Genomic DNA, 12,986 nt, shown 5'->3' with positions numbered 1-12,986 from the left:
CATTGACAGCAAGCCGACTTCCGATTGCAGAAATAGTAATGCAAAACCCGAACATATCATTAAATCAAGCAGCACAGCGCACTGATACTTAAGAACTAACATCAGCAATTAAATAATCAATTCTTGGTGCAATTCTCACTCTGGCAAATTTCTTAATACGAATAATTTCTAGTTTTCTGTAAAGGTACGTATGTACCGTTTTTTCATCATGGTAGTCATAGGCCCTTTCTCCAGCCGTACTGGAGATCTGGCCCTGCCCATCCGGAGCTGATGATGAAACGACGTGATTTTTTGAAAGTAGCCGCCGCCACGCCACTGCTGCCATCAACGGCATTGGCACACTCTGAGTTAGTGGAGTCCAGTTTTCCACGCTCAATTATGCACGGCAGCTTGCAAGCCAGCAGCGGCACGCTGGACTTATTAGAGGGCAACATCCCGCAGGATATGTACGGCCATGTGTTTATCGCCGAAGGCATACCACTAGAAACTAATCATCTCAGCCCCAACGGACGGGGCGCCGTCACCCGACTAGACATTGGCAGCGGCAAGATCGATTTCACCCGCAAAATGATTGATACCCCTTCAGCAATTTTGCAGTCGCACATCACGCATGGATTAGACAAATTTAACCTGATGGGCGGCACCATCTACCAAAGCCTGACGCTGGGCTATATGAACTACTGCAATACCGCTCCCAATTACATGGGCAACAACCGCTTTGCTTTCAGCTACGAAGGCGGCACGCCATTTGAGTTTGATGCCACCACACTGGATCTGGTTACCCCCATCGGCATGCCGGATGAATGGAAGTCCAGCTTACCGCCTTTCATAGATGCTTTAACCCCCAAAAAACATCTATTTCCTCAGGTACGCACCACAGGTCATCCGTTTTTTGACCTCGAACGCCAAGAGTGCTTTACCATCAATTATGGTGGCAACGTCGGCACCATGGGCCGAAAAGACGCATTTTTGCACCTGATTTATTGGGACCTTAATGGTCAGTTACAGCGTTGGAATATTGTCGACCGTCTGGGCAATAACGCTTGGCTAGAAACCACGTCTCACTCCCTTGGCGTGACCCGCAATCATATTCTTATTTTCCAAACCGCGGCACGCGTGGAAGCCACACGCATATTGGGAACCACCATTGTTACGCCGCAACAGCACAAAACGCCGGTGTGGATCATTCGCAAACGTGACTTGCTGTCGGCGCAGCCACATGTCATTGCGGATTATATTGAACTTGACTTCGACACCTCCGACATCATGTGCGACTTCGACGACAGTCATGGTGAAATTACCCTATATGGCCAATATCTCGGCGCTATGGATAAATCCGAGCAACTGTTTAACTGGGAACGCCTGTACTTTGGTGGTCGAGTCGAACGAGAGTTGTCTGGCTACCCTGTCGCACCCGTCGATGTCGGCGGTCTGGTCAGAGCTCGTATTTGGGTGAGTGATAGCCACGCCGAGGAAATTAAACAAGACTTCCACGTAATTCGCGATGAGCGGTTATTGTGGGATATGAATGACCCTGCCTACCGCGGCCATTTTCAGTTCCCGGAAAAGTTTGAGCATATTTATTGGTCGGCCATCGGCTACCGACCAGAGCATTTGCCCCGCCGCGTAGCGCGTGCCTACGAAGATTACCCAGGCCGCCTTTATGACAATGAGTCCCTGCCCAAGCAACCGATTCCATCGTCCATTGTGCACATGGATTGCCAGCAAATGCGAATCACCGACAGCTATACCTTCCCTGAAGATTGTGTGGTCAGAACACCACAGTTTATGGCACGACAAGGTTCGACGGCGCAAGACGATGGCTATTTATTTACTGCCGTTGTGCGCAAGCACCCCTCCAGTACAGATTCAAACGGCAAAGAGTACTGGTTTTTTGATGCCAAAGACTTGGCGTCAGGCCCGTTGTGCAAACTCGCTCATCAGCAACTGCAGTTTGCAACCACCAACCATGCCTTGTGGGTTGGCTCTATTGGGCCTCGGCCCAGCGGCATCTACAAAGCCAATTACGGTGATTTTCTGCGGCAAAAACAACCCTTACACAGCCGCAAAGTTCGCGACCTGATTGATAGCCACTTACTTCCACAATTTGGATGATTATCGTCGAAAGGAGACGCCAAATGACACTCAAAAAACTCTGGCTACCGCTGATTGCGGCTGGCGCAGTACTCACAACGTCCTACAGCCTGTATTCGGACGAAAATGAAAAATTAAAAAACTATCAGGGCACCTATGAATGTTCACCCAGCATCATTCACAGCCCCACCAGCATTGAAGAAATTCAGGACATCGTGCGTGACGCTCTGGTCAATGGCAATACCATCATGACCGGCAATCGTAAGTTTGCCAGCCAGATTGACGCCGCCTGTACTCAAGATGGCCAAGTACAAGTTACCCTTGAAAACATGACCGACGTCGTCGACTTTGACCCAGAAGCGATGACCATTACCGTTGAAGCCGGCATGCGCTTTAATCAGTTCAACGACTTTTTGCGTGACAAAGGTCTGGCCGTCAACATGGTGACGGAACTGGGAACCTTTACCATCGGCGGCATGCTGGGCAGCGGCACCCATGGCTCAACCTTCCAGAAAAAAAGCAATATGATTGCTGACTACATCACCTCGATGAAAATTGTCGATGGCATGGGTGATGTGCGTGTGCTGACCGGCGAAGATTTGAATGCTGCGCGTGTCAATCTCGGCGTGCTTGGGGTTGTGGTCGAAGCCACGGTACAGCTGGAACCAGCATTCAAAGTGAAAGCCGAAGTCAAAGGCTATCGTAATGACAGCAACTTAGAAGATGTTATTCTCGACTTGGCGCGCAATAACTATTCTGCCAATGTTGCTTGGTTCCCGGGTTTAGGCCGCTATACCACCACGCTGTACAACGAAGTACCACTCAGCACCAAAGGCAATGACTATAACGCTCAGGCTGATGTGTCGGATATTCAGGAATATTTCTTTGGTTTACTGTTTGACGCCTTACATGAAACCAAAAATTCGAGCTTGCAGTGTTTCGCCGCCGCAGTGCGCTATGGAGCACGCGACGGCTCGTACTTCCGTAATTTAGATACTGGCTTTAAAAGCTACAAGCCAGTTGGCTATTCCGATCGTATGCAGTATTTCCAGTGCAAAGATCCAGATAAGTGCGTGTGGGATAAGCTTCCCATCGCACTGCAAGAAGTGGCCATTCCATTCGAGCAGCTACCCAACTGGATTGCCGACGTACGTAAAATATTGGACAACAACCCACGCACCTGTTTCCCACTGAACGGCATTTATTTCCGCTTTGGTAAAGCGTCCGACAGCTATCTGGGCATGAGTGCAGGACGTGACAGCGCCTTTGTCGGCATTGAATACACCTTGCGTCAAGAAGGGGCTGCGGTACCAAAGAACTACTTTGTTAACCTCGAAATCGAACAAATGTCGCTGCGCAAGTATGGTGCGCGTCCACATTGGGGTAAAAACTCCGTGGCCATCTTCGAAGACATGCCATCACGTTTCCCTAAATGGAACGACTTTTTAGCCTTCAAACAGGAGGTGGACCCATACAATGTGTTCACCAATCCATTCTGGCAGCGTGCTACCGGCGACGACCCGCTGAGCAACTACCTGACTCCAGGGTGTAACTTACGTGGTGAGTGTTACTGCACTGAAGACAGCCACTGCGAAGAAGGAACCACCTGCCAAGCTGGAGGCTTCTTCGAGCAAGCCAGGGTGTGTAAATAACTTTAATCAGATTAAGGGCCGATTTATCGGCCCTTTTCATATCAAAAAGAATGCCAGCAACGAAAACATCAAAGTTTAAACGTACAACGAATGTCGCCGATAGCTGCGACAGACCCATTGTGATCTATCGCCCACGATACTCGTTCATATCAACATTAAGGTTTCTCTTTAACAAACTTACCTATTGGCCGCAATTAACTATCACCCAAGCATTGAAACCTGAATAACAAGGACATCACCATGGCAAACCGGATACACACCATCGTCATTTTAGTGCTTATCAGCATGCCTTCTATGGCCACCACACTGGCGGATTTAAAACCACACACTCCTAGCGGAAAGCCTTGGAATGAGCAGTGGTTCTATTATTTTAATGACCCTCAGGTGGGCTATTTTAAAATCAGCCTGCAAACGTTCATTTATGCGAACGACCCCGAACTGAAAGAGCGTGGTTATTTGCACTTGGTGTACACACCAATCCAGGGCGAGATCCGCACTTACGATTACCTGTACGACGATGTTCAGGTCGAAGCAAAAGACAGTACCTACGGTTTTCGTTTCAGCATCCCAGGGGTTGCCGAAATGGATGAGTCCTCTATTCGTATCAACACCGAAGACTTCTCCTTTTCATCCGATTTAGTCGGGCCGCATCAGCACTACTGGCGATTGAATAAAGGCGCCAGCCCCTACAGTTTATTAACGTCTTTGCCCAATGTCGCCAATCGCTGGTTTGTTTTTAGCCTGGCCACCCCGGCACGTTACACGTTTAGTGCCGACTATGCGCAGCATCAAGGCACCGCCTCTACTTATATCGATAAAGGTTGGAGCACCAGTCAAGCCACCAACTACGCCTTCGTCATGGCCACTGAAGCTGATCAACAACTGATGTTGGCTGGTGGTTCAGATGAAGGATTTGCCATCGAGATGTGGGCCGGTCAGTTTCATTCCACTGAGCACAAAATGACGTTTTTGCCATCTATTGCCGGCCTGACCGTCACCAGAACCTTGTCACCCTGCGAAGGCAAACTCGATATTCAACTAAAGAGCTTTGACAAGGAAATGCGCATTCACGCCGCTGCGGACACGGCCGATTTTGAGGATTCGACCTTGCCATCGATAGACGTCTTTAATGCAGAGTACCCATCTGCCAAAACCATGAACGCCGACATTCAAGTGGAGCTGTACAAATTTGGCCAGCTCAAGCAGCAAGCTCATTTCGCCCAGGGCGCACTGGAATTTGGTGGTGGCATGCACTGCGACGCGCAATAAAGATACAGCATTCGCTAGCTGAACAGAGCGCTGCGCGAATGCTGCCGTGCCGGGTTTACCCCGGCACTGGGGGTTAGGCTGGCGTTTGCTCCAGCAGATAGTTCTCGTACTGTTTGCGCAGGTTAATTTTCAGCAACTTGCCGGTGGCCGTGTGCGGCAACTCGTCAACAAACACGATGGCATCGGGCATCCACCATTTGGCGATTTTGTCGCTGAGGAACTGGCGAATGTCGTCTTCACTGACCCAGCTTCCTTCCTTGCGTACCGCCAGCAACAATGGGCGCTCATCCCATTTTTCATGGCGAGCGCCAATCACGCAGCACTCCACCAAATCAGGGTGGCCCACTGCGGCATTTTCTAAATCAATGGAGCTGATCCATTCGCCACCGGACTTAATCACGTCTTTTGAGCGGTCGACAATATTGAGGTAGTTGTTTTCATCGATGGTGGCAACATCGCCGGTATCGAACCAACCATCAATAAAGCTGCTGTTGTCGTCATGCTTGTAATAACTGCTGACGATCCACGGTCCACGTACCAGCAGACGACCAAAGGCAACGCCATCGTGCGGCAACGACTCACCTTTGTCGTCAATAATTTTCATCTCCACGCCATAAATCGGGCGACCTTGCTTCAGCTGCAGTTGATAGCGCTGCTCCAATGGTAAGGATGCCATCACGGCGTTGTAGGAATTAACGGTGCCAATGGGGCTCATTTCCGTCATGCCCCAGGCATGAATTAAAAACGCATCGTGCTTTTCCTGAAATGCTTTGATCATCGAGTATGGCGCTGCGGCACCGCCCACCACCACGTTTTGCACCGACTCCAAGGTTTTGCCAATGGCATCCATATGGTTCAGCAGCATCAGCCACACCGTTGGTACGCCCAGCAACAAATCTGGCTGTTCGGTATCAATCAACTCCCACAGCGAAGCGCCGTCCATACCTGGGCCTGGAAATACCTGCTTGGCACCGGTAATGGCAGCGGAGTACGGAGTGCCCCAAGCATTAACGTGGAACATCGGTACCACCGGCAGGAAACACGAGGTCGAGGCCAGCCCCAGGGCTTCTTCACCAATGGAGCCCATGGCATGAATAACAGTGGAGCGGTGGCTGTAGAGCACACCCTTTGGGTTGCCAGTGGTGCCTGAGGTGTAACACATGCTGGCAGCGCTGCGCTCATCAAACTGCGGCCAACTGAAATCGTCCGATTGCTGTGCTAACAGAGTTTCGTAACAGTGCACATTGGTGAGCGAAGTTTCTGGCATATGGTCGGCATCGCACATCACGATAATGCCTTCCACTGCATTGATTTTGTCTTGGATCGCTTCCAACAAAGGTACAAAGGTTAAATCGACAAAAATATAGCGATCTTCAGCGTGGTTGATGATGTACACCAACTGCTCGGCAAACAAACGCGGATTAATGGTGTGTAACACGGCACCGTAACCCGACACGCCAAAATACAGCTCAAAGTGGCGATAGCCGTTCCAGGCCAGAGTGGCAATGCGATCACCGGGTTGAATATCCAGGCTGCGCAGCACATTGGCGAGCTGGCGTGAGCGACGCGCAGCATCGCGCATTTGGTAGCGATGAATATCGCCCTCACAGCGGCGGCTAACAATCTCACTATTTGGGTGGGTGGACTCCGCATGCTCCAACAAGCTGGAGATCAGCAACGGACGGTCCATCATCAGACCTTGCATCATGGCTCTGCCTCTTTAGTTTTATTTTTATCAGGAGAGGTACAGTACGAACAGCACTGCGACAACACAATAGCGACGACTGTAACGTTTTGTCACTCATGATGCGCTTGTCGCCACTGACAAAATCCGCAACACTGGCAGCCGCTCTCAGTCTGGGGAAGTTCATGCGAATTGTGGTTTATGGTGCCGGTTCCATCGGCTGTTATCTTGGTGCCAGCCTGCACAGCGCTGGGTTAGATAGTGTGCTGTTGGGGCGCGAGCGTCTGCAACAGGTGTTAGAGCAACACGGTGCCATCGAGCTGAGCGACTATCAGGGTGCTCAGCAACGCGTCACGGATGTGCCCTACCACACCGACCCCAAAGTGCTGGCACAGGCCGATATCGTATTGGTTACGCTGAAGTGCTTGGCGATGGAAGATGCGGCGCAGCAACTGGCCAACTACTGCCGCCCCGCCACTCGTGTAGTGTGTTTGCAAAACGGTTTGGGCAGTGATCTTGCCGTGCGCCAGCAATGCCAGGGGCTAAAAATACTGCGCGGCATTGTGGGCTTTAACGTGGTTGGCGATGGTGCCCATTTTCATCGCGCTACCGAGGGCGATGTGCATATGGAGCACGACCCGCTGCTAATGCCCATTCAACACGCCTGGCAGCGACAAGGCATTGCATGTGAACTGAACAGTGAGTTTGATCGCATTGCTTGGGCCAAACTGCAGCTCAACCTCAACAACGTGATTAACGCACTGTCCGACTTGCCGTTAAAAGCCCAACTCGAACAGCGCGCTTATCGCCGCGTTCTGGCCATGGCCATGCAGGAACTGGTTGACGTTGCCCAAGCGAAAGGCATTGAACTGGCCCAGCTGACGGCCCTTCCAGCCACATGGCTGCCCAAGTTGATGAATGTGCCAGATTGGCTGTTTAAACGTTTGGCAAAGCGCATGCTGGCCATCGACCCTGAAGCGCGTTCCTCCATGTGGGAAGACATCCAGCACGGCCGTCCGACCGAAATTTTGTTTTTAAACGGCGCCGTGGCCAGCGAGGGCGAACAAGAAGGCATAGCCACGCCCGTCAATCATGCTTTGGCGCGGCTGATGTGGGCGGTGGAACAGGGGAAGCGGCCTACCGGAATGTCCGGGCCTGAGTTGTTGGCCGCAGTAACGTCGTAACCGGTCTCGGGCAGTACGTGCTGTATTAGCTGACAGCTCTCTAGTGATAGCGCCGTAAGTTCATAACGGCTCTAGGCTGGCAACTGAAGATCGTGACGGAGGCCCGCCACTGCGGCCTAGGCCAGACGTAGCTCGCGTATTGCGCTAACTGCCTTGGCCATCGAAATCCCACTCCGCCTCGTCGCCAGCATCAAAACTGGCGTCATCTGGCGAATCTTCATCGACAAACAAATCGTGCAGTAGCGCTTTTTCGCCCTGGCTGACCGTCACGGCATGGGCATCCTGATCGGCGTAACAAACGCGATTCCGCCCCTGCTGTTTGGCTTGATACAAGTACTGATCGGCCTCTTCCACCAAGCTTTGCTGGCTGTGCCACTGATCCATGCCGTGCCAGGCAATGCCAATGGAGGCGGTGACATCAATGGTTTGATCGCTGTCGTCATCGACGTAGAACATGGCGTCTTGCAACGCCAAACGCACCCGTTCGGCCACCTGAATCGCCAAACGGCGCTCGGTGGATGGCAAAATCACCGCAAATTCTTCACCGCCATAACGGCACTGCACATCCAGACGCCGGGTATTTTCACGAATGCAGGCGGCGGTGCCGCGCAATACTCGATTGCCCACCTCGTGACCCCACTGGTCATTGATGCGTTTAAAATGATCGAGATCGATCATCATCAGCGCGGTAGCAATGCCAGTGCGTTCGGTACGCTCCAGCTCTTGCTCCAACGCCGCAGTAAAATGACGCACGTTGTACAGGCCAGTGAGCGGGTCAGTCAGCACTTGCTGGCGCAACTGCATGACCTCGTCAATGACAGGACATTGCGCCTCTCCTAATGGACAGACGGGTGTGGTGGTAACGGCGTTGTTGGCCGTATCCGAGGCCATTCCCTCAGACATACATGATTCCAATCCAAACTACAGGGCTAGCAGAGTATAGACGCTCAGCTGCAAGAACGATGCACTTTACTGCATCGGCTATCAGCAACGCAGCCGCCTATCACGCAGTAGGCCATAAACTGCACCGCCCTGATGTTAGATAAACGGCTGCAGTCCTCTGAACCAAAAGCACTGCTCAATAGCCATTGCGATGGGTTTAACCAGCCTACAATTCTACGGCCAACCCATAGGGGAGCTTTGAAACAATTGAGTACAAAACCCGGGGCTGGTCGAGAGGTTTGGTGGTGCAGGGTGTGAGCATGTTTGGCGTTAGCTTTTAGGGTTAGATACGCGACCAGTCAGATAGTCTTAACAGTCGCCAGCGTTCGCAGGTAAAATCAGCACCTACAGCTGCAGCGTGAAACCAGCGTTAGCAACACCCTTGCTGGGCCTGGGCCTTCGCTAAGGCCGTTATTGAAGCAGTAACAGAGCAAATACCCAACCACATGCGAATACCTCGGATGATTCCACCGTTATGACGACTCGCCCGCCAACGGCGGACCCAAACAATACCCAGCCAGATCGCAACTTCGACGATTTAGCACAGCGCTTTAGCCGCACTATTTACGCCACACCGCGCGGGCAACTAAGGCTATTGGCGCTCAGCCAGGACTTTGCTGATTGCGCTGTACCAAGCGGGCAAACCATATTGGACATCGGTGGTGGACAAGGTCAGTTCAGTTTGCAACTGGCGCAGCATGGCGCGGAAGTATCGCTGTTGGACCTGTCTGAAGAAATGCTGGCCCTGGCACGTGATCAATTTATTGCCGCAGGCCTGCCACTGACGACACAGCTTGGCAGCTTACAGCAGGTTGATGATTTTTTCCCGCAGCAGTATCCGCTGGTATTAAATCACGCGGTGTTAGAATGGCTGGAGCAGCCGTTTGACGCCTTGCCGATATTGGTATCAAAAGTTGCGCCCGGCGGCTGGTTATCGTTGATGTTTTACAACTTACACGGCCATCAATGGCGGCAGATTATGAACGGCCGCACACACGCGCCTACGGCGGCCAGCGAACGTCTGCGCCAACAGGGCAATGCGCCGCAGCATCCACTGGACCCAGACGCGATTTGCCAAGCGCTGCAAGACTTGGGCATGACCATCAAACGCTGGCGCGGTATTCGCTGCATTCACGATCATATGCACCAGAAAATTCGCCAACGTATCGGCCAGGACCAAGTCAACCAAACCGATTTAGAATACGGATTAAAAGAGCCGTATCGACGCTTGGGTCGCTATGTGCATCTCTTGTGTCAAAAGAGCTAGGGCCTGTTAACACTATTTCGATCACGCTGTTATGAGCTGAAAACCACTCAACCAAGGCGCGAAGAGGGATATTTAACGAGTAAAATGAAAGATGAGCAACACAGATTGAGGGGTTTTCAGCCATACCCCGAAGGGCTGGCGTCCATTTTCCCTGAGTTGCGTTATTCGTTGCTTATTTAACCGGTAAAACCACACGCCTCATGCCTTACTCAAGAAAAACTGACTTCCAGCAGCAAAGAACTAAATAGTGTTAATAGGCCCTAAACCATGACTTCAGCTAAAAAAATCCTCATCAGCGCGTGCTTAATGGGACAACCGGTTCGTTACGATGGCCGTGCTAATGACGATAAAGTCGCGCACTTGCAAACGGTGATTCAACGCTGGCAAAGCGAGCGCAGAGTAGTAGTGATCTGCCCAGAAGTGGCCGGCGGCCTTCCCACGCCTAGGCCTGCGGCAGAAATTCGTCTGGGCCACGTCATTGCCAGCGACGGCCAGGACTTTACCGCTGCGTTTGAATCCGGCGCGCAAAAGGCACTGACACTGGCGCAACAACACAACGTGGCTGCGGCATTATTGGCCGACCGCTCACCGTCTTGCGGCAGCCGTGAAATCTATGACGGCGAGTTTTCTGGTCGTCTGATTCCAGGTCAGGGGCTGACAGCCGAATTATTAAGCCAGCATGGCATACCTTGTTTTGGGCCAGCGACGTTTGATGAACTACTGGATTTTTTAAATGAATAAATCAGCGATTTATTCGAAAGCCAGATACGGACTGATTCAAAACATCAACCTCAGCTGCTTCGACTGGCTCATCAATTGATTGTATCAACTCTTCCTCTTTCGGCTCATAGAAAAACAATTAAAACAATCAACTGCAACTGACTGGCAATTGCAATAAAGACTCAAAATGACGGGTTTGCTTATTTCAGTCGAACAGCTAGCCTGATACTAGCACTAGTGCAGCGGCTGACTTTGCTATGAATCATATCGACAGAGTGTGTTGTTTTTTTGTACTGATATCACTTACTGCGCAGACACATTCTGTTAACAATCAGCTGGACGGCAGGCCTCATTTCTACGGCCGCATTCATCTTGCATTGATTGCGGAAAAATACCGGGATATGAACATCAATAATGAAGGTCATAATCTCGGCATCAAGGGCAAGATGGCCATCACACCGGAGCAAACGGCCTTCTACCGGCTAGAAGCGCAATATCGAAACGACGATGAAACGACTTATGACGATGCCACTCCACTTGAGCCCAGCGGCACATCCAGTAAGGATTCCGCCAGCTTGGTTGTCCGACAAGCCCATGCTGGCATTCGTGATACCTTCGGCACGCTGATCATCGGACGTCAGCTAAATCCCATCCATCGAACCTACAAAGCGGACAGGTTTTATCGCAACTCTGGATGGGCACAGATTCATGCAAAGCGAATCGGCGATGCGCTGTCTTACGGTTTTAACCATGGCCATTTGTCATTTCTAGCAGCCGTCATCGTTGATGGAACGGATGTGGATAACCCAAGCCGAGATCAGCAAGATTTCGATGCACATGTCGCGATGGGCGAAGTCACATTCGCCAACGTGTCACTTGCTGCGGGTCATATGGCAACGAAGTATGAAAACTGTGGAGCGAAAACGGCGGAAACGTCGTTGGGTGTGGCCTACAAAACTCCCCCTCTGCACATTGGCTTGCAACTGGAGGTGGGTACAGAAAGTTCGTTTATTGCGGATTCCAATGTGCGAGCCGATCTCAACCCCTGCGTGGTCGGCTACAGAGTAGAGCAAGCGGACTTTAAAATCGCAGACCTTTACATGAAGTACAGAGTAAATCGCATTAGCTACACCTTTGGCTATGGCATACGAGAAGACTCGCCGGAAGTGGGGGTGGATCTTAGAAAATCCCGCTGGGTATTTGAAGGCGTGTACCATCTGAATAAAAAGGTGCTTGTTTACTTGGGGTATTCTGAATACAACAAAGACGCTGGCGATACACACAATACCTACCTTGGGTATCGTTTTTCATTCTAACAACGCTCCACCAACTCACTCGAGGCGTACCAAGCACGACCTGAAGTAGCTCGTGATAAACCCATCAAGCACCAAAAAAATTTAGTCATACCACTCTGGTAAAAGTCTATTTCAAATCCAAAACGCGTTTCTTCTGCTCAGTACGCCAGCGACGAATACACTTTTCCGTCAATATGCTCGTGCCAGTCTAGGCTAGATTGATACCAGGATTTTCTAGATCGACATAGTAGATTCGAAGCTCAACTCGGTTACGCAACGCATTTCGAAAATGTTAAATAATCACCAACATCGTCGTGCCCTAGGTGTTCACATACAGTTTGCGTGCGTGAGAACCATGTTACCTGTACACGAACCTGTCGGTTGTATTTGATATATGCCAGCAAAATGGCGAAATCAGCCGAGCGTATTCAATCTAGAGCTCGGCTAGCCACTTGCTGCTGACTCCAGGGGATCTAGCCTGACACTGTAACGGTCTAGCACCCCACTGGCGATCATCATTGTTTAACAGATAGAACTCTGTAAACCGCAGGCAATCGAGCTATTGATAAATCAATAGATGGCCGTTGATTTGTCGCTTAACCAAATATCAACCAAGGATTTCCTACGCAAAGTCGTGCATCAAAAGTCGTTTATCACCAGCCACTGACACAGCTCATCTAAGCCGCACTATTTCTGGAGTTTCGGGCGCATAGCCTGGCGCCATACATCAAACTCAAAGCTTTTCTCTTCGAGCGCAGGCACTGAGGAAGTGATCATGCTTTGAAACCTGAAAACCATTTTCGTTACAACCATTATTTTAGCTTTTCTCTAAGCAGCGGCATTCAGCAACCGACAAGATGCACAATAACATGCCGTACT

Annotated in this window: 9 protein-coding genes; 7 read left to right on the top strand and 2 right to left on the bottom strand. The window is 50.9% G+C overall.

Annotated features, from left to right (window positions below; all coding sequences use genetic code 11):
* Window positions 1-273: 273 nt before the first annotated feature.
* The 3 genes from CHH28_RS09040 to CHH28_RS09030 all read left to right on the top strand — a co-directional run bounded on the left by CHH28_RS09040 (window position 274) and on the right by CHH28_RS09030 (window position 5,015).
* On the top strand, window positions 274-2,115 hold the full coding sequence (locus CHH28_RS09040; protein WP_094060002.1) for a carotenoid oxygenase family protein: 1,842 nt from the start codon (window positions 274-276) through the stop codon (window positions 2,113-2,115).
* 23 nt (window positions 2,116-2,138) lie between these two features.
* Window positions 2,139-3,746, top strand: coding sequence for a D-arabinono-1,4-lactone oxidase (locus tag CHH28_RS09035; RefSeq protein WP_094060001.1), 1,608 nt, complete (start codon window positions 2,139-2,141; stop codon window positions 3,744-3,746).
* A 240-nt stretch (window positions 3,747-3,986) separates the two neighbouring features.
* The gene (locus tag CHH28_RS09030) at window positions 3,987-5,015 is read left to right on the top strand and encodes a hypothetical protein (RefSeq protein WP_094060000.1); all 1,029 of its coding nucleotides are present in this window, start codon (window positions 3,987-3,989) and stop codon (window positions 5,013-5,015) included.
* Between the two features lie 73 nt (window positions 5,016-5,088).
* Here the strand turns inward: CHH28_RS09030 and CHH28_RS09025 are convergent, their stop codons facing one another.
* A complete protein-coding gene (locus tag CHH28_RS09025; RefSeq protein WP_332881235.1) occupies window positions 5,089-6,723 on the bottom strand; it encodes a long-chain-fatty-acid--CoA ligase in 1,635 nt (544 codons plus the stop codon).
* Window positions 6,724-6,884: 161 nt separating this feature from the next.
* Between CHH28_RS09025 and CHH28_RS09020 the strand changes: the two genes are divergently transcribed.
* Window positions 6,885-7,883 carry a 2-dehydropantoate 2-reductase gene (locus CHH28_RS09020; protein WP_157729849.1) on the top strand — a complete coding sequence of 333 codons (999 nt, stop codon included), beginning with the start codon at window positions 6,885-6,887 and terminating at the stop codon, window positions 7,881-7,883.
* Window positions 7,884-8,027: 144 nt separating this feature from the next.
* On the opposite strand, the gene CHH28_RS09015 is transcribed toward CHH28_RS09020, so the two are convergent.
* Complete coding sequence (locus CHH28_RS09015; protein ID WP_233243807.1) at window positions 8,028-8,786, bottom strand: GGDEF domain-containing protein; 759 nt, start codon at window positions 8,784-8,786, stop codon at window positions 8,028-8,030.
* A 514-nt stretch (window positions 8,787-9,300) separates the two neighbouring features.
* On the opposite strand from CHH28_RS09015, the gene CHH28_RS09010 reads away from it, so the two are divergent.
* The 3 genes from CHH28_RS09010 (at window position 9,301) to CHH28_RS09000 (ending at window position 12,128) form a co-directional block, all read left to right on the top strand.
* On the top strand, window positions 9,301-10,092 hold the full coding sequence (locus CHH28_RS09010) for a methyltransferase domain-containing protein (RefSeq protein ID WP_094059997.1): 792 nt from the start codon (window positions 9,301-9,303) through the stop codon (window positions 10,090-10,092).
* A 267-nt stretch (window positions 10,093-10,359) separates the two neighbouring features.
* Window positions 10,360-10,833: a DUF523 domain-containing protein gene (locus tag CHH28_RS09005; protein WP_094059996.1), complete on the top strand. Its 474-nt coding sequence runs from the start codon at window positions 10,360-10,362 to the stop codon at window positions 10,831-10,833.
* A gap of 236 nt (window positions 10,834-11,069) precedes the next feature.
* Window positions 11,070-12,128, top strand: a complete 1,059-nt coding sequence (locus CHH28_RS09000) for a porin (RefSeq protein ID WP_094059995.1) — start codon at window positions 11,070-11,072, stop codon at window positions 12,126-12,128.
* The last annotated feature ends 858 nt before the right edge of the window (window positions 12,129-12,986 follow it).

The organism is Bacterioplanes sanyensis (assembly GCF_002237535.1).
GTDB classification, from domain to species: domain Bacteria; phylum Pseudomonadota; class Gammaproteobacteria; order Pseudomonadales; family Oceanobacteraceae; genus Bacterioplanes; species Bacterioplanes sanyensis_A.
Note: the sequence above shows the minus strand (reverse complement) of the source record. Positions and strands in the feature narration are given on the sequence as shown.